Annotated in this window: 17 protein-coding genes; 11 read left to right on the top strand and 6 right to left on the bottom strand. The window is 59.7% G+C overall.

Annotated features, from left to right (window positions below):
* Positions 1–263: 263 nt before the first annotated feature.
* Together B9Z40_RS06745 and B9Z40_RS17075 are read left to right on the top strand one after the other, a co-directional pair.
* Positions 264–2,129, top strand: a complete 1,866-nt coding sequence (locus B9Z40_RS06745; RefSeq protein WP_158238062.1) for a caspase family protein — start codon at positions 264–266, stop codon at positions 2,127–2,129.
* Between the two features lie 200 nt (positions 2,130–2,329).
* Positions 2,330–3,505, top strand: a complete 1,176-nt coding sequence (locus B9Z40_RS17075) for a hypothetical protein (RefSeq protein ID WP_143473935.1) — start codon at positions 2,330–2,332, stop codon at positions 3,503–3,505.
* Positions 3,506–3,548: 43 nt separating this feature from the next.
* On the opposite strand, the gene B9Z40_RS06735 is transcribed toward B9Z40_RS17075, so the two are convergent.
* The 4 genes from B9Z40_RS06735 to nthA are packed head-to-tail and all read right to left on the bottom strand — an operon-like array spanning position 3,549 to position 6,190.
* The gene (locus B9Z40_RS06735; RefSeq protein ID WP_100172972.1) at positions 3,549–4,391 is read right to left on the bottom strand and encodes a DMT family transporter; all 843 of its coding nucleotides are present in this window, start codon (positions 4,389–4,391) and stop codon (positions 3,549–3,551) included.
* A 17-nt stretch (positions 4,392–4,408) separates the two neighbouring features.
* Entirely contained in the window at positions 4,409–4,810 is a 402-nt protein-coding gene (locus tag B9Z40_RS06730) for a nitrile hydratase accessory protein (RefSeq protein WP_233204810.1), read from the bottom strand.
* A gap of 10 nt (positions 4,811–4,820) precedes the next feature.
* Entirely contained in the window at positions 4,821–5,498 is a 678-nt protein-coding gene (gene nthB, locus B9Z40_RS06725) for a nitrile hydratase subunit beta (RefSeq protein ID WP_100172448.1), read from the bottom strand.
* Positions 5,495–6,190, bottom strand: a complete 696-nt coding sequence (nthA, locus tag B9Z40_RS06720) for a nitrile hydratase subunit alpha (RefSeq protein ID WP_100172970.1) — start codon at positions 6,188–6,190, stop codon at positions 5,495–5,497. The genes nthB and nthA overlap by 4 nt, the downstream gene beginning before the upstream one ends.
* A gap of 196 nt (positions 6,191–6,386) precedes the next feature.
* On the opposite strand from nthA, the gene yajC reads away from it, so the two are divergent.
* Genes yajC through secF form a run of 3 tightly spaced genes read left to right on the top strand, consistent with a single transcriptional unit; the run spans position 6,387 to position 9,608 of the window.
* A complete protein-coding gene (gene yajC / locus B9Z40_RS06715) occupies positions 6,387–6,719 on the top strand; it encodes a preprotein translocase subunit YajC (protein ID WP_100118060.1) in 333 nt (110 codons plus the stop codon).
* 45 nt (positions 6,720–6,764) lie between these two features.
* The gene (secD, locus tag B9Z40_RS06710; RefSeq protein ID WP_100172447.1) at positions 6,765–8,645 is read left to right on the top strand and encodes a protein translocase subunit SecD; all 1,881 of its coding nucleotides are present in this window, start codon (positions 6,765–6,767) and stop codon (positions 8,643–8,645) included.
* Between the two features lie 12 nt (positions 8,646–8,657).
* The gene (gene secF, locus B9Z40_RS06705; RefSeq protein WP_100172446.1) at positions 8,658–9,608 is read left to right on the top strand and encodes a protein translocase subunit SecF; all 951 of its coding nucleotides are present in this window, start codon (positions 8,658–8,660) and stop codon (positions 9,606–9,608) included.
* 101 nt (positions 9,609–9,709) lie between these two features.
* Here secF and dprA read toward each other — a convergent pair whose 3' ends face one another.
* Positions 9,710–10,891 (bottom strand): DNA-processing protein DprA, encoded by a 1,182-nt coding sequence (dprA, locus tag B9Z40_RS06700; RefSeq protein WP_233204809.1) that lies wholly within the window; start codon positions 10,889–10,891, stop codon positions 9,710–9,712.
* 113 nt (positions 10,892–11,004) lie between these two features.
* Positions 11,005–11,727, bottom strand: coding sequence for a phosphatase PAP2 family protein (locus tag B9Z40_RS06695; protein WP_100172444.1), 723 nt, complete (start codon positions 11,725–11,727; stop codon positions 11,005–11,007).
* 73 nt (positions 11,728–11,800) lie between these two features.
* On the opposite strand from B9Z40_RS06695, the gene B9Z40_RS06690 reads away from it, so the two are divergent.
* The 6 genes from B9Z40_RS06690 (at position 11,801) to B9Z40_RS06665 (ending at position 17,391) form a co-directional block, all read left to right on the top strand.
* Positions 11,801–13,453, top strand: a complete 1,653-nt coding sequence (locus B9Z40_RS06690; protein WP_100172443.1) for a phosphoethanolamine transferase — start codon at positions 11,801–11,803, stop codon at positions 13,451–13,453.
* Between the two features lie 101 nt (positions 13,454–13,554).
* Positions 13,555–14,061, top strand: coding sequence for a peptide deformylase (gene def / locus B9Z40_RS06685; RefSeq protein ID WP_100172442.1), 507 nt, complete (start codon positions 13,555–13,557; stop codon positions 14,059–14,061).
* Between the two features lie 5 nt (positions 14,062–14,066).
* Positions 14,067–15,029, top strand: a complete 963-nt coding sequence (gene fmt / locus B9Z40_RS06680) for a methionyl-tRNA formyltransferase (RefSeq protein ID WP_100172441.1) — start codon at positions 14,067–14,069, stop codon at positions 15,027–15,029.
* Entirely contained in the window at positions 15,029–15,760 is a 732-nt protein-coding gene (locus B9Z40_RS06675; RefSeq protein WP_100172440.1) for an AzlC family ABC transporter permease, read from the top strand. Before fmt ends, B9Z40_RS06675 begins: the two co-directional genes overlap by 1 nt.
* Entirely contained in the window at positions 15,757–16,092 is a 336-nt protein-coding gene (locus B9Z40_RS06670) for an AzlD domain-containing protein (RefSeq protein ID WP_100172439.1), read from the top strand. Before B9Z40_RS06675 ends, B9Z40_RS06670 begins: the two co-directional genes overlap by 4 nt.
* Positions 16,093–16,197: 105 nt before the next feature.
* The gene (locus tag B9Z40_RS06665) at positions 16,198–17,391 is read left to right on the top strand and encodes a phosphoglycerate kinase (RefSeq protein WP_100172438.1); all 1,194 of its coding nucleotides are present in this window, start codon (positions 16,198–16,200) and stop codon (positions 17,389–17,391) included.
* Positions 17,392–17,447: the final 56 nt, after the last annotated feature.

Raw genomic sequence — 17,447 nt, 5'->3', positions numbered from 1 at the left:
CGTGGGCAGCTGCGCCCGCTGATTCGCGGTCTGCTGATGCGTCTGCCAGTGCTTTGCAATGGGTTTTGCCCTTGGACGCCAGTCCCGACAAGCCCCTGTTTCAGAAGAAGTTTTCTGGCCCCAGACCCGGACTGTGGCTGGAGGTTAATGCCTTGCAAAAAGTGCTGGTTCCAGCGAATGGCACCCTGCTGTACGCGGGGGGCTTTTCATCGTCACAAACGGGATTTGTTATCGGGCACCCGAACGGCTGGATATCCCTGATTATGTCTTCCATGTCTTGGGAGCGAACTACTGCTATCTCGGTGGGCGCTGAGGTCCGCCAAGGCCAGGAATTGGCCGTGGTGCGTGGCGGACGTGTAGAAATTTTGCGACAGTTGAGTTGGTCGGTTCACAAGTTGGGGTACGCGTCGTTGCGTCAAGAATTGATGGCCTTTGTACCTGAAGAGGGTGAAGCAGGTGCAGCGATTCGAGACCAGTTGTTCGCTCGTTTGGTGCAATTACCGCAGGTGAATGCGAAGGGCCTGCTGGGTTTGGGAAGCTTGCAATTTGGTTTGAATGCTAGAAATAATCTTGAAGATTGTGCCGTTCGATTTATGGGTTTGCAGATGCCTTGTCGGTCCGCCGAACAACAAGATTTTTTGATACCCGTGGGACTTCATAAACTCGAAGTGCTAAGCGGTCGTGTTTTCAAAAGCTCCAACACTACGGTACATTTCATTTCCAAAACAGACACCATCGTCCAGAACATTGAAAAGGACGATCGCAGCAACTATCTCGCGACTGCTTATTCCATAGATTTGAGCGAACTTAGCGCGGATGCCTCTGAAATCCAGGCACAAGCTATCAAACTGGATCAAGACATGCAATTGGCTGTAGCCGAGAGCTTGAAGAGCACAAAGGAGGCCGAGGCTTTGGCCCAGGCCCAGGCCCAGGCTCTCAAACTGGAACAAGACAGGCAATTGGCCGCTGCCGAGAGCTTGAAGAGTCAAAAGGACGCCGAAGCCTTGGCTCAGGCGCAGGCAATCAAATTGGAACAAGACAAGAAATTAGCCGCAGCCGAAAGCCTGAAGCGCCAGAAGGAGGTCGAGGCTTTGGCCCAGGCCCAGGCGCTCAAATTGGAACAAGACAGGCAATTGGCCGCAGCCGAGAGCCTGAAGCGTCAAAAGGAGGCCGAAGCCTTGGCCCAGGCGCAGGCCCTCAAATTAGAGCAAGACAAGAAGTTGGCCGCAGCCGAGAGCTTGAAGCGCCAAAAGGAAGCCGAATCTTTGGCCCAAGAACGTTTGGTGCAAGAGGCGCGGCAACGTGATGCTCAGGAAATCCTGCGTGTGAATGCCGAACTGTCCAAACTCAAAGAGCAACTGAGCCAGATCCAAGCGCAGAAGGCGCCTGCGATTGATGCGCCAGTGTCGTCCAACGATACACGCACAGGCATGCGCAGAGCACTCATCATGGGCAATGATGCCTACAAAGAGGTCGCTGTCTTGCAAAACGCACGCTCAGATGCCCGTGCCATGAGCAAAACCTTGGGGCGCTTGGGCTTTGAGGTGTCTACCCATCTTGATTTGACCGAGCGTGGCATGAAAGAGGCCATTCGCACCTTTAAGTCACAAATTCGCGGTGGTGATGAGGTCGTCGTCTTCTTTGCGGGACACGGCGTGCAATTGGGGGCCACCAATTACCTGTTGCCCGTCGACATCCGTGGTCAGTCAGAAGACCAGGTGCGTGACGAAGCCATTCCTCTGCAACGACTTCTGGATGACTTTCAGGATACCAAGGCGCGGTTTGCCTTGGCCATCATTGATGCGTGCAGGGATAACCCTTTCAAAACAGCAGGGCGAACCATTGGCGGACGGGGACTGGCGTCCACCTCCGCCGCAACGGGGCAGATGGTGATGTTTTCAGCAGGAACAGGGCAGCAAGCGCTGGATCGTCTGGGGCCACAAGACCGTGAGCCCCATGGTTTGTTCACCCGGGTGCTGCTCAAGGAAATTGACAAACCCGGTGTTTCTATCGAGCGATTGGTGCGAAACGTGCGTAACGAAGTGGCCCGCTTGTCAAAAACAGTGGGGCATGAACAAGTGCCCGCGGTCTATGACCAAACCCTGGGTGATTTCTTTTTTCGACCCTGAGGCTCGATGGCTTTTTGTCTTCAACTGCAGTCGTTCAACCCGTTAACCACTCTATGCCCTGATGCGATGTGCTTGTTTGAGGCTTTTGTGACTGCCTAGGAACGGTCCGCCTCGGTGCAGTTGCTTAAGCAAGCCGGTTTTTGTAGGGCGCTGAGCCTGGCCTATCAAGAATCTGGGTTTCGAGCCGATTCACCTCAGTCATGCAATCACATTTCACTTTCCGCTGCGCTTTGAAAGCCGCTGGCTTGGCCGGCCTGTTGTCTTGTGGGCTGGTCTTTGTGGGTCTGGCGCAGGCTGGGCAATACCGTTTGTTGGCCGAACAGCCCAACACGGTGGTGGTGGCGGCGCGTGTGCAAAACGCCGAGCAGCAGTGTAATCTGGAAATTTCAATCCAGGGCCAAGCCACCATTGAGCGAGAAGTGCGCGCCCCTTACTTTGAGGCCCGCATCGACATCACCCCGCAAGACCTCGAGTCCGTCACCGTCACTTGGCGCGGCAAGTCCAAGCGGGTCAACGATGAGATTGTCAACGCATGCCCTACTCAAGGCCGCACACAGTTTCAAGTGGTCGATGACAACGTGGCTTTGCGTGCTGCTTGGCTCAGTGGCTTTGCCGCCATGGGACAGGCCAAGGCCGAATGCGTGCGCACGGCCTTGCGAATGGACCGGGTGCGTTACGAGTGGTTCGAAGTCAACGACAAAGAATCCAGCCCCGAGGATTGGAAAATCCAGCGTGCCATGGGTCAATGCGATGCATTCTTGGCGCAGAAAAAAGCGTGGGGCGAGCAAAACCCCAAGAGCTTTCCATGTGTCCAATCTGGTGTGAAGACCCAGTGCGAGGGCTTTTACAGCGTGACTGAAAACGGCAAAACCAGGCCCATCAGCGCGGATGAGGCCATTCGCCGCCAGTTGGACAAGCTGCCTTGGGGCACAGGGGTGAGGGAAACTGCGGGCGCCAGAGTGGGACGTCAAAAACTGGAACAAGCCCGGCAGGAACAGCTCTTGGCCGAGGAGCAAGCCAAAGTGAAGGCGGCCATCGAGGCCCGGCAGCGTGAAGAGCAAATGGCCATCGAAGCCATTGCCGCCCAAGCCCGTGAGCGCAAAGCCAAGGCCGAAGCTGAGTACGCACGTCGGATCAAAGAGTTGGAGCGCCTGGAGCAAGAGCGGCTGGAAAAACGCAGCTGGATGCTCAAGCAACTGGAAAAGCTCAAGAGCGACCCGAAGGCCGACGCCAAGTCAGATGGCAAGGGCGATGGGAAGGGCGATGGGAAGGGCGATGGCAAGGGCGATGCAAAGGGTGATTCAAAGGCAGAAGATGCCAAGCCGAAAGCGGCCTCTGCCAACGAAGCCAAACCCGAAGAGCCCAAGCCCAAGTAAGGCGAACGTTTTGTAGGAGCGAGCCCCTGCTCGCGAATGAAGCCTATCCAGGGCTCGAGGCCGAGCGCCCGGCCGACCAAGCGGTGCCCATGGACGCGGCCATCACCATGGCAATCGCCAGCCCCTGAAAAAGTGTCAAGCTTTCGGCCAGCACCAGCCACCCCGCCAAGGCACCCACGGCGGGCTCCAAGCTGAGCAAAATACTGAAGGTGTTTTTGGGCAGGTGCTTGAGCGCGAACATTTCGAGCGCATAAGGCACGGCACTCGACAACAGCGCCACGGCCAAACCAGCGGCCAGCCATTGTGGGTCGAGCAAGGTGCTGCCTGCGTGTGCAATGCCAATGGGGGCCACCACCAAGGCGGCGGCCAACATGCCCAGCGGGGTGGCCATGGCGCCGTAGCGCTGGGCTACACGTTGGCCAAACACGATGTAAAGCGCCCAGCAAACGCCCGCTGCCAAGGCGAAAGCCATGCCGCGCGGGTCGAGTGCTGCAGCGGCGTCTGCGCCCGGCAAGGGCAACAACAAGCCCAGGCCCAAAGCGGCCATCGCCACCCACAGCCAGTCACTGGCTTTTTTCGAAGTCCAGACCGCTACCGCGAGCGGCCCGGTGAACTCGATGGCGATCGCCACGCCAAAGGGAATGGTCTTGATGGCGCTGTAAAACAGCAAATTCATGATGCCCAGCGTCACGCCGTACAGGCCCAATGGGATCGCATCGGCCCACACCCAACGTCGACGCCAAGGCCGAAACACCGCCATCAGCATCGCGGTGGCAAAGACCAAGCGGTAAGCGGTGGTGCCTTCCGGCCCCAATGCGGGAAACAGACTTTTGGCAAACGAAGTGCCGATGGCCAGAGAAGTCAAGCTGCTCACCAAGGCCAGCATGGCCCACAAACGCAAGTTCAAACGGAACCCCTGTCTGTGACTTCCAGCACGATGGGCTGGCCGTGTGGCGTGCGTGCGGCGGCATCTGCCCAGGCGTGTTCCAGGTCGTGGATTTGCTCGGGCGTGCCCAGTTGGCGCTCGATCACCAGCTGTTCCAGTGCGTTGAGCCAGTGGGTGTAATACAGGCTGCCGTCGTTGGCTTCGCCACGCGTTTGGCCCGCACGGATTTCGTGGGTCAAGGCGGTGGCCCACTCGGGCCAAGTAAAGACGCCTTTGTCGTGCAGCTGCAAGGTCATGGCAAAGGCGTGGGCTTGCCAGGGTTCTTCAAAAACGGCACCGTTGTTGGCCGTGGCGGGCATGGGAAAGCCGTCGCCGCAGGCGCGGGCCAGGTCGTTCAGGTCTTGGATGGCGTTGTTCATGGGGTGGTGATCAGTTGGGGGCCGCTTCCAGATAAGACTCCCAGGCGTCCACGCTCACTTGGTGCCCTGCTTCGGCTTGCGGGCCCCACAGCTCGGTGCCGTCAAAAACGACGGTGTACAGGTGCTCGGCCGTGCCGTCAAAAGGCGGCAGCATTTTGTTCACATGCTGGTCGGGCAAAACGTGGTTGCCGTGGTGCAGCACCACGGTGCCCACATGGCCGCGCACATAGCGGGGCAAGCGGGTGTGGCCTTGCGGGTTGAGGTTCAGGGCGCGCACGCGTTGACCCGGGGCAAAGCGCGGTGCTTGTGTGCTGGGCCGATCGGTGGGGCTGCCCTTGGCCAGGGCGGCGTCAACCGCGGCGGCTTGCAGCACGCGAACACCGGTCACCGGGGTTGTGATGGGCTTGCCCTGGGCCAACTCGTCGGTGGTGATCAAACCGCGTTCGAGCAGCAATTTTTGCAGCGCTTTGATCCAGATGGCGTAGTAGGGCCCTTGCACATAGTCCAGTGGGGGCAGCGATTCGCGGGCAGAGCGTGCCAAGTCGATGTTCCACAGGCCACTGGCGCCCATGGCCACCGTCATGCCCAGAGCGCGGCGTTCCCATTCGCCATGAAACAAAGGCTCGTTGGCCTCGATGGGCACCGGGCCGTAGCCTTGCAGGCCGCCCATGTCGTGCACGCCGTTCATGGGGCCACCTCTGAGTTCACTTGGGGGTTCAGGGGCAAACCAGTGCCAATCATGGCGTCGCGGGTGACCAGTTGGGCCAGTTGTTCTTCGCTCCAACCCTCGGTGCCTGCGGGGCGTTCGGGCAGCACCAAATAACGCACTTCGGCAGTGGAGTCCCACACGCGGATGTTTTGCCCTTCGGGCAAGGTGACGCCGAAATCCGCCAGCACGGCGCGTGGCTCGATCACGGCACGCGAACGGTAAGCCGCGCTTTTGTACCAAACCGGGGGCAAGCCCAGCACCGGCCAGGGGTAGCAGCTGCACAGGGTGCAAACCACCATATTGTGTGTGTCGGGGGTGTTGGGCACGGCCACCATGTGCTCGCCTTGGCGACCGGTGTAGTCCATCGAGGAGATGGCGGCGGTGGCGTCCGTCAAAAGCCAGTCCCGAAAAACCGGATTGACCCAGGCGCGGGCCACCACTTTGGCCCCGTTGTGCGGGCCCACATGCACCTCGTAGGTTTCGATGATGCGGTCCACGGCGGCCGGGTCCAGGTAGCCTTTTTGCGTCAGCAGGGTTTCCAAGGCCCGCACCCGCAGGTCCATCTCGCCCAAGGTGCTGTGTTCATGGTCGTGGCCGTGCTCATGATCGTGGCCGTGCTCATGATCGTGGTGTTGGCCGTGGCCATGAGGGGCTGTTGATTCGGGGTGCATGGCGTGTCCTGATGGGTGGTTCAAGGCCTGCTGGCGCAGTGCTGATCGGTGATGCGCAGCCAATTTGGCGTGCCAACCGTGCCGGAAAAGGGCTTTCAAAAGACATCATAGCGCCGCATACAATGGCGGCTTCGTTCGCGTGGTGCAGACTTTGTGCCTCGATAAATCCAGATTCATTCCCCTTTGTGGAGTTTCCATGTTCATTTCTTCCGCTTTCGCCCAAACCGCTCCTGCCGCTGCTGCAGGTGGCGACATGCAGTCCACCTTGATGAGCATGCTGCCTTTGTTGCTGATGTTTGCGGTTTTGTACTTTGTGATGATTCGTCCTCAGATGAAAAAGCAAAAAGAGCACCGCGCCATGATCGACGCCTTGGCCAAGGGCGACGAAGTCGTGACGGCCGGCGGTTTCTTGGGCAAAGTCAGCAAGTTGGGTGAGGCCTATGTGGGCGTGGAGTTGGCCACGGGCGTGGAAGTGCAAATGCAGCGCAGTGCTGTGGTGCAAGTGTTGCCCAAAGGCACGATCAAGTAAGTTGTCGCTGATTCACCCTGTAAGTCACCCTGCACGCGAGTCACTATGAACCGTTACCCGGTATGGAAGTACGCGATCCTCGTGATCGCCATGTTGCTGGGGGTGGTCTACACCCTGCCCAACTTTTTTGGTGAAGCCCCTGCGGTGCAGGTGTCTTCGAGCAAGGCGACCATCAAGGTGGACACTTCGACGCTGCAAAAGGTCGAAGATGCGCTCAAAACGGCAGCGGTGAATGCCCAAACGGTCTCGCTGGAGGGGGGCTCGATCCGGGCGCGCTTTCAAAGCACCGACGAACAGCTGAAAGCCAAAGATGCCATCCAGAAGGCGCTGACGCCCGAAGGTGCTGACCCACAGTTTGTGGTGGCACTCAATTTGGTGTCGCGCTCACCCGCTTGGTTGACCGCTTTGCACGCCTCCCCCATGTATTTGGGTTTGGACTTGCGCGGTGGCGTCCACTTCATGTTGCAAGTGGACATGCAAGCGGCGCTGACGCAAAAGGTGGAGTCCATCACGGGTGACCTGCGCAGCTTGCTGCGCGAAAAAGATGTGCGCCATGGCGGTATCAGCCGCAATGGCCAAAGCATCGAGATTCGCCTGCGCGATGCCAAACAACTCGAAGCGGCCAAACGCGTGTTGTCTGACCAGTTCGCCGACTTGCAAGCGCAAGAAGCAGCCGATGGCAGCGAGTTCCGCCTGACGGCCAGCATCAAGCCCGAAGCCGCACGCAAAGTGCAAGAGCAGGCTTTGAAGCAAAACATCACCACGCTGCACAACCGAATCAACGAACTCGGCGTGGCCGAGCCGGTGATTCAGCAGCAAGGTTTGGACCGCATCGTGGTGCAGTTGCCCGGCGTACAAGACACAGCCAAGGCCAAAGATATTTTGGGCCGAACCGCCACCCTGGAGGTGCGCATGGTCGACGAGAGCACCGAAGCGCGTGCGGCTGAACAAGCAGGCGGTATCGTGCCTTTTGGCGCCGAGCGCTACCTGGAGCGCGAGGGCCGCCCCTTGATCGTCAAGAAACAAGTGGTTTTGACGGGCGACAACCTGACCGACGCCCAGCCAGGCTTTGACGGCCAGACGCAGGAACCCGTGGTCAACCTGACACTGGACGCCAAGGGCGCCCGCATCTTCAAGGATGTGACGCGCGACAACGTGGGCAAGCGCATGGCCATCATCTTGTTCGAAAAGGGCAAGGGCGAAGTGGTCACGGCCCCCGTCATTCGCGCCGAGATCGGTGGCGGACGCGTGCAAATTTCTGGCCGCATGACCACGGCCGAGGCCAACGACACCGCGCTGTTGCTGCGCGCAGGTTCCCTGGCGGCACCCATGGAGATCATCGAAGAGCGCACCATTGGCCCGAGCCTGGGTGCAGAAAACATCGCCAAGGGCTTCAACAGCGTGACCTGGGGTTTCCTGGTGATCGTGGCCTTCATGGTCATTTACTACGCCATGTTCGGTTTGTTCTCGGGCATCGCCTTGGGTGTGAACCTGTTGTTCTTGGTGGCCATTTTGTCGATGCTGCAAGCGACCTTGACCTTGCCCGGCATGGCCGCGATGGCGCTGGCGTTGGGTATGGCGATTGACTCGAACGTGCTGATCAACGAGCGCGTGCGTGAAGAGCTGCGCAACGGGGTTAGCCCACAGGCTGCCATTCATGCCGGTTACGACCGCGCCTGGGCAACCATCTTTGACTCCAACATCACCACCTTGATCGCGGGCGTGGCCTTGCTGGCGTTCGGCTCTGGCCCGGTGCGTGGTTTTGCGGTGGTGCACTGCATTGGCATTTTGACGAGCATGTTCTCGGCCGTGTTCTTCTCACGCGGCTTGGTCAACCTTTGGTACGGCGGTCAGAAGAAACTCAAATCGGTATCGATCGGCACCGTCTGGCGCCCAGAGGCTGGCACTGCGGTGAAAGCCGACTAAGGGGAAAAGACCATGGAATTGTTCAAAATCAGAAAAGACATCCCGTTCATGAAGAACGCGTTGGTCTTCAACGTGATCTCCTTCATCACGTTTGCACTGGCGGTCTTCTTCCTGTTCAGCCGTGGCCTGCACCTGTCGGTGGAGTTCACGGGCGGCACCTTGATGGAGGTGAGCTACAGCCAGCCCGCCGACCTGCAAAAGGTGCGCGGCACGGTGAGCACGCTGGGCTTTTCAGAAGTGCAGGTGCAGAACTTCGGCTCTGCGCGTGACGTGATGATCCGATTGCCCGCGCAAAAAGGCGTGAGCTCGGCCCAGCAAAGCGAAAAAGTCTTGTCGGCCCTCAAGGCCAATGACCCCGATGTCACCTTGCGCCGCACCGAGTTTGTCGGCCCACAAGTGGGCGACGAGCTGGCGGAGGACGGCCTCAAAGCTTTGGCCTTTGTGGTGGTGGGCATCATGATTTACTTGGCGATCCGCTTCGAGTGGAAGTTTGCCGTCTCGGCCATCATTGCCAACTTGCACGATGTGATCATCATCTTGGGCTTCTTTGCCTTCTTCCAGTGGGAGTTTTCATTGGCGGTGTTGGCCGCGGTGCTGGCCGTGCTGGGTTACTCGGTCAACGAATCGGTGGTGATTTTTGACCGAATTCGCGAGAACTTCCGTCGTTACCGCAAGATGAACACGGTGGAGATCATCGACAACGCCATCACCTCCACCATCAGCCGCACCATCATCACCCACGGCTCGACCCAGATCATGGTGTTGTCCATGTTGCTGTTTGGCGGTGAGACCCTGCACTACTTCGCCATGGCACTGACCATCGGTATTTGCTTTGGCATTTACTCGTCGGTGTTTGTGGCCGCAGCCATTGCCATGTGGTTGGGTTTGCAGCGCGAAGACCTGATCAAGCCGCTCAAGAAAGACAACGACCCGAACGACGAAAATTCGGGTGCGGTCGTCTGACCGACCTTGACTTGAAAAAGGGCCACTTGTGGCCCTTTTTTACGTCAACGCGCCTTGTGGGAGGCTGCCCCTGCAGCCGAAGGGTGGTGACCATTCAAGCGCTAAGCAGACCCCACCCGCTGAAACAGCCCGCCCGGCAAGCGACCCACCTGCCCCATCAGCTCCAACTCCAGCAACTGGGCTTGCAGATTTGCAGTGGGCCAACCGCAGCGTGCTTGCAGCGCGTCCAGGCTCACCGGATCGTGGCCCATGGCGCGTAGCAAGGCGTCTTCTGACTTGTTGTCGCCATGGTGCGGGTCATCGTTGGCAGATGATGGCTGCAGCGCCAGCGTACCTTGTGCCTGCTCCACGGGCAGGTTCAACTCCTCCAGCACGTCTTGTGACGACTCCACCAGCTTGGCCCCTTGCTTGATCAGCAAATGGCAGCCTTTGGATTGGGCCGAGTGGATCGAGCCAGGGATGGCCATCACGTCACGCCCTTGCTCCAGTGCTTGTTTGGCGGTGATGAGCGAGCCCGACTGCAAGGCGGCCTCGACCACCAGCGTGCCTTGTGACAGGCCCGAAATGAGCCGATTGCGGCGTGGGAAATTGGGCGCCAGCGGCGGCGTGCCCAACGGGTATTCGCTGAGGATGACCCCCCGCTTGGCAATTTGGTGTGCCAGATCGCGGTGCTGACGCGGGTAGACCCGGTCCAGCCCCGTGCCCACCACGGCGATGGTGGGCGGCATCCCATTCTTCACTTCGGGCAATGCCCCCAGCAATGCCCCTTCATGGGCCGCACCATCCACCCCCAGCGCCAAACCCGAGACGATGGTCAGTCCACTCGCTGCCAAGCTGCGTGCGAATTCACGGGCGTTGATTTGACCTTGTGGTGTGGGGTTGCGGCTGCCCACCATGGCGACGCAGTGGCCGATTTCCAGCCCGTGCAGCGCACCGATTTGGCCCAAGGCATAAAGCATGAGCGGCGGGTCGGGAATTTCAAGCAAGGCGGCGGGATAGTCGGGATCGCCCAAGGTGATCAGGGCCCGCGCAATGCCCGGTTCGGGTGAGGTCTGCAGCCAGCGCCAAGTCTCGTCGGTCAATTCGCGCCAGCCCTGCGGTGCTTCACGCAGCGCGTGGGCTTGCAGGACCGAAACCACTTGTTGTAAGGCGGTGTCGGTTTGCTCAAAGATGGCGCCGGGTTGCCCCCAGGTGGCCAGCAGTCGCCGTGCCGTTTCGGGCCCCACGCCGGGGGTGAGCGCCAAGCGCAACCAAGACGCCAGCTCTTCGGGTGTGTTCACCATCATGTCTCCCTGTGCAGCCTTTGCGGCTGTCTGTAGGGGCATTGTGGGCCAAATGGCGGGCCTTGCCTAGCGGTGCAACCGATGCGAAATCGTCGGGTTTTGGCCTCAGGGTACTAGTGGGTTGTGCGCCGCTGGGCCAGCCACCCAAACAGCAAGTGGTTGGCCAACACCACGGTCCAACAAATGAAGCCCGTCCACAAAGTGTGGCTGGGGTAATGCGCGCCTCTGAGCGTTTGGGTCAGACCCAGCACCCCACCTACTAACACCACCATGAACAAAATCCGCAGGCCTGTGGCGCGTTGTGATGCCGAATCAGAGACCAGCCAAGGCAAGGCCAAGCCCAGAAAGGCGAAAGCGGAAGACACATGTCCCCCGGGGAAGCAGCGCCCAGAGCCCCCGTCTGGCAAGCCCCACAGCCAGTGCGAGACGTACAAAGCTTGTCCGCCAAAGGCCTGTAATTCCCAGGGGCAACTCGTCAAACTGAAACTTTTGAGGGTGCTGATGGTGATCAGGCTCAGAGTGATGCCCACCATGATTTCTGAACGTTGCCAGCGCGTCCGTTGGCGAAGCACCCCTTGGGGCCACCACACCATGACCAGCAATGCCAAATAAACCACGATGGCCAACTGTTTGGCCCGGGTGTGCAAAACGGTCTCAAACCACCAGTTGTCTCGCAGTGGGAATCCATGGCTGTCGGCTATCGCACTCATCAAGCCCACGTCCAACCCGGAAAAGTCCCAGGCCAGCAAACACATCAGGGTGACCCAGGTGATGAGCCCCAAGCGACGAGTCGGAGACAAATCGCGCATGTGGGCGTAGTGGTGAGCAGGTTTCATGGGGCAAATCAATCAAAGGAGTCATGTGCACTGTCTAGAATCAAGCCCATTGGTATCTTGAGACACACACTTCATGACGATTCTTGCTTCGCGCTCTGCATGGCACCCCACGAGTTTACTGGCGGCTGTGGCCTTGTGGCTGGCAACAGTCGGCAACTTGCCATTCTGGATGGCGATCTGGCAATTGCCCGAAACCCAAGGCGTGCGTGCCCTGACCACCTTGGGCAGCTTGTGGGTGATCTTGTTGGCTTTGCTGGCTTGTTTTTTGTGTTTGTGGGTGTGGCCGCGCTGGCTCAAGCTGGCGGGCGTGGCGATGCTGGTCACTGTGACGTCCAGCAGCTACTTCATGCTGACCTACGGCGTGGTCATCGACACCAGCATGCTGGCCAACGTGGCGCAGACCGATGTGCGCGAGGTGCGCGATTTGCTGTCGTGGCCCATGTTGGCGGCGGCGTTGATCGGCGTGGTTTTGCCGGGGGTGTGGCTTTGGCAGCAGCCGATTCGCGCGGTGCCCGCCAAGACCTTGATCGCGCGACAACTGGGCGTGGCCGTGTTGGCGTTTGTGGTGGCCATGGGGGTGTTCTGGATGTCGTTCCAAGACATCGCTTCGCTCACCCGCAACCACAAACAGTTGCGCTACATGATCAACCCATTCAACAGCCTGTACGCGGTGACCCTCTTGACCGTGGGACAGGCGACGCAGGCCACCAAGCCTTTGCAAACCATTGGCGAAGACGCGACCTTACACAAGACCCCTGCCAACGAAGCTGCTGCGCCCTTGGTGCTCTTGATTTTGGGCGAGACCGCCCGCGCAGCCAATTTCGGTTTGGGCGGTTATGACCGCGACACCACGCCGCAGTTGCGCCAACTTCAAGCGCAGGGCGATCTGGTTTATTTTTCAGACGTCAAGTCTTGTGGCACCAGCACCCAAGCATCGGTGCCATGCATGTTTTCTCATTTGGGCAAAACGGCTTACGAGGGCAGCAAGGACCGTTACGAGAGCGTGTTGGATGTGCTGCAGCGTGCCGGGTTGGCGGTGCTGTGGCTCGACAACCAGTCGGGTTGCAAAGGCGTGTGTGACCGTGTGCCCAACTTTGCCACCACGGCCCTGAAAGTGCCTGAGTTTTGCAGCAGCGGCGAATGCTTGGACGAGGTCATGCTCAATGAGTTGCCCAAGCAACTGGCCGCACTGGACCCGGCCAAACGTGCCAAAGGCACGGTGGTGGTGATGCACCAGATGGGCAGCCACGGCCCAGCTTATTACAAACGCTCGCCCACGGCCATGAAGCCATTCCAGCCCGAATGCAGCAGCCATGCCTTACAAAACTGCCCGCCAGAGCAAATCGTCAATGCTTACGACAACTCGATCGTCTACACCGACCACTTCATCGCCAAAACCGTGAAATGGCTGCAAGCCCAGCAGCGTCCCACAGCGCTCATGTATGTGTCAGACCATGGCGAATCGCTGGGTGAAAAAGGCCTGTACCTGCACGGCATGCCCTACAGCATCGCCCCCAAAGAGCAAACCCATGTGCCCATGGTGGTGTGGCTGTCCAAACCGCTGCAGCGCGAGCGCGATTGGCGCATGGCGTGTTTGAAAGACCAAAGTGCCAAGCCCTTGTCGCACGACCATGTTTTTCACTCGGTGTTGGGCTTGAACCAAGTCACCACCCGTCTGGCCAAGCCCGAATTGAACCTCTTTGCCGCCTGTGCTGCGGGGCGCTGAACACCTGCGCCACCACCCTGCGCCCTGCCTGCGGCAGGCGCATTGGAAATTGGGGACAATACGTCTTTGATTGAGCCCCCGATTTCTTCATTGTTTTGACTATGGCCCTGCTTCCCATCCTTTGCTACCCCGACCCTCGCCTGCACAAGGTGGCCAAACCCGTGCAAGCGGTGGATGCCCGCATCCATGCCTTGATCGACGACATGCTGGAAACCATGTACGAGGCCAGTGGCATTGGCTTGGCTGCATCGCAGATTGACGTGCATGAGCGACTGGTGGTGATCGACACCTCGGAAGAGCGCAACCAGCCCTTGGTGCTGATCAACCCCGAGATTTCTTGGATGGGCGATGAGCGTGTGAAGGGCGAGGAAGGTTGCCTGTCGGTGCCCGGCATTTACGACGGCGTTGAACGTGCAACCAAAGTCAAGGTCACGGCCTTGGACCGCGACGGCAAAAGCCGAAGCATCGACGCTGAAGGCATGTTGGCCATTTGCATTCAGCACGAGCTGGACCACCTGATGGGCAAGGTGTTTGTGGAGTACCTGTCCCCTCTCAAGCAAGGCCGCATCAAGACCAAGATGGTCAAAGCCCAAAAAGCCGAGCGCTGAACCGGATGCGTTTGATTTTTGCGGGCACGCCCGAATTTGCCCAAGTGGCCATGGCGGCCCTGCACGCGGCAGGCCACGAGATCGTGCTGGTGTTGACCCAGCCTGACCGACCTGCAGGGCGCGGCATGAAGCTGCAACCCTCGCCTGTCAAGCAATGGGCCTTGGACCACGCCGTGCCCGTGGCCCAGCCGCGCAGCTTGCGGCTGGATGGCAAATACCCCGAAGACGCGGCATTGGCCCGTGAGGCGCTGTTGGCCGCACAAGCGGACGCCATGATCGTGGCCGCCTATGGTTTGATCCTGCCGCAGTGGACGCTCGATTTGCCGCCCAAGGGTTGCCTGAACATCCATGCGTCACTCTTGCCGCGCTGGCGCGGGGCTGCCCCCATTCACCGTGCCATCGAGGCGGGTGACACCCAAACCGGCATCACCATCATGCAGATGGACGCGGGTCTGGACACGGGCGACATGCTGCTGGTGCGCACCGAGGCCATCTTGCCAAGCGACACCACTGCCGTGCTGCACGACCGCTTGGCCGCGCTCGGAGGCGAGGCGATTGTGCAGGCCTTGGCCTCGCTCGATGCCTTGCCGCACCTGCCTCAACCGGCCGAAGGCGTGAACTACGCCCATAAAATCGAAAAAACCGAAGCCGCGCTGGACTGGGCATTGCCAGCCGAAGTGTTGGCCCGCCGTATCCGTGCGTTTGACCCCTTCCCCGGGATGACCGTGCCTTTGACGACCTCTGCGGGCAGCGAAACCCTCAAGCTTTGGCAAGCCGTGGCTGAGCCTTTGCAGGCTGCGGCCCAGCCGGGCACCGTGCTCAGCGCCGATGACTCGGGTGTGCGTGTCGCCTGTGGCGAAGGCCAGTTGTGCCTGACGCAATTGCAACGCCCCGGTGGCAAGCGTTTGAGTGCGGCCGACTTTTTGCGCGGATGTCCCTTGCAACTGGGTCAAGGGTTGGTGGCCTGATGTTTTTCCTCCCCCGTTTGCACCGTCACCCCGCCTTTTTGGAGGGCATGCGCGAGGTTTCGCCTCAAGCACCAGGCATTGCCGCCTGGGGCCTGATGACCGGGGTGGCCATGGTCAAGTCGGGCATGAGCGTGTTCGATGCCAGTGCCATGACCTTGCTGGTGTTTGCCGGCAGCTCGCAACTGGCGGCCATTCCCTTGCTGGTGGCGGGCGCACCCGCTTGGGTGATTTTGGCCACCGGCTTTTGTGTGAACCTGCGCTTTGTGGTGTTCAGTCTGCATTTGCGACAGTTCTTGATCCATTTGCCGCGTTGGCAGCGGCTGTGCCATGCGTACCTGACCACCGACATCAGTTACGTCTTGTTCACCCGAAAGTACGCCCAGCCTGCGCAGACCGATGAGGGTCGCCTGGCGCAAGAGGCGTATCTGGCGGGCAATGACTTTCTCAACTGGTTGTCCTGGATGGTGGCCAGTTTTGCGGGCATCGCGCTGGCGAACATGATTCCGACCAGTTGGGGCTTGGGCTTTGCGGGCATTTTGTGTTTGCTGGGCATCCAATGTTCACTGGCCAGCTCGCGCATGCGCATGTTGTCGGCTGCGGTGGCGGGGGCCACGGCGGTGGTGGCTTACAACTTGCCGCTCAAGCTCAACATCGTCGTGGCCATTGGTGTTGCGGTGATCTTGTGCATGACGGTTGAAAAAATCCGCCCTGCGGCGAAGGCGGCGGCATGAACAGCAGTGATTTTTGGTCTTTGGCGGTCATCGTGGGGCTGGCGCTGGTGACGGTGGTCACCCGCAGCTTCTTTTTCATTTCGAGCAAAAGCTGGCAACTGCCCCGCTGGGCTGAGCGCGGCTTGCAATACGCCCCGATTGCGGCCTTGTCGGCCGTGGTGGTGCCCGACATCGTCACCGTTCAAGGCGTGTTGGTCACCACTTGGCAAGATGCGCGTTTGTTTGCGGCTTGTGCGGGCATGGCGGTGTATTTTTGGCGCAAAAATGTGCTGTTGACCATCTTGGGCGGCATGGCCGTGTATTTGCCTTTGCACTTGGGCCTTGGCTGGTAAGCCAGCGTGTTCTTCTCTGTGGGAGCGAGCCCCTGCTAGCGAATGTGCGTGCCCTACTGCTTTTAAAATAGACCCCAAATTTTCCGATACAGGACCTGCTCTCTCATGAACGTCATCCGCTTTTCTGATTTGTGTGCCCAAGGCAAAGTCGCAGGTCAACGTGTTTTCATCCGCGCCGACTTGAACGTGCCACAAGCCGATGACGGCAGCATCACCGAGGACACCCGCGTGCGCGCCAGCGTGCCTTGCATTCAGATGGCACTGGACGCTGGTGCAGCCGTGATGGTGACCAGCCACTTGGGCCGCCCGACCGAAGGCGCTTTCAAACCCGAAGACTCGCTGGCCCCGGTGGCCAAGCGCCTGGGCGAACTGCTGGGCCGAGATGTGGCGCTTGTTGCCAATTGGGTGGAGGGCGTGGAGCTTGCACCCGGTCAGGTTGTGTTGCTCGAAAACTGCCGCGTCAACAAAGGCGAGAAAAAGAACAACGAAGCGCTGGCCCGCAAGATGGCCGCCTTGTGCGACATCTATGTGAACGACGCCTTTGGCACCGCCCACCGCGCCGAGGGCACGACCTATGGCATCGCCCAGTTCGCCCCCATCGCCTGTGCGGGCCCTTTGTTGGCGGCCGAGATCGACGCGATTGGCAAAGCCCTGGCCAACCCGAAACGCCCGCTGGCGGCCATCGTGGCGGGCTCGAAGGTGTCCACCAAGTTGACCATCCTCAAAAGCTTGTCACAAAACGTGGACCAGCTCATCGTGGGCGGCGGCATCGCCAACACCTTCATGCTGGCGGCAGGTTTGAAGATCGGCAAAAGTCTGGCCGAGGCAGATTTGGTGAACGAGGCCAAAGCCGTGATCGAGGCCATGAAAGCCCGGGGTGCCGAAGTGCCGATCCCGACCGATGTGGTTACCGCCAAGACTTTTGCCGCCGACGCGGTCGCGACGGTGAAAAAAGCCACCGACGTGGCCGACGACGATCTGATTTTGGACATCGGCCCCGAGACTGCCGCCAAATTGGCGAACCAGCTCAAACAGGCAGGCACCATCGTCTGGAATGGCCCGGTGGGTGTGTTCGAGTTTGCGGCCTTTGAAAACGGCACCAAAGTGATTGCACAGGCGATTGCCGAGTCCAGTGCCTTCAGCATTGCAGGCGGTGGCGACACCTTGGCCGCGATCGCCAAATACGGCATCGAAAAGCAGATCGGCTACATCTCGACGGGCGGCGGCGCTTTCCTGGAGATCTTGGAAGGCAAAACCTTGCCCGCCTTCGAAATTTTGGCCAAACGCGCTGCAGGCTGAACGCGTTCCCCTCCCTTGTGGGAGCGAGCCCCTGCTCGCGAATGCCAGCCGGAGCC

The organism is Limnohabitans sp. 15K, from assembly GCF_002778285.1.
In the GTDB taxonomy this organism is placed as follows: domain Bacteria; phylum Pseudomonadota; class Gammaproteobacteria; order Burkholderiales; family Burkholderiaceae_C; genus Limnohabitans_A.
Note: the sequence above shows the minus strand (reverse complement) of the source record. Positions and strands in the feature narration are given on the sequence as shown.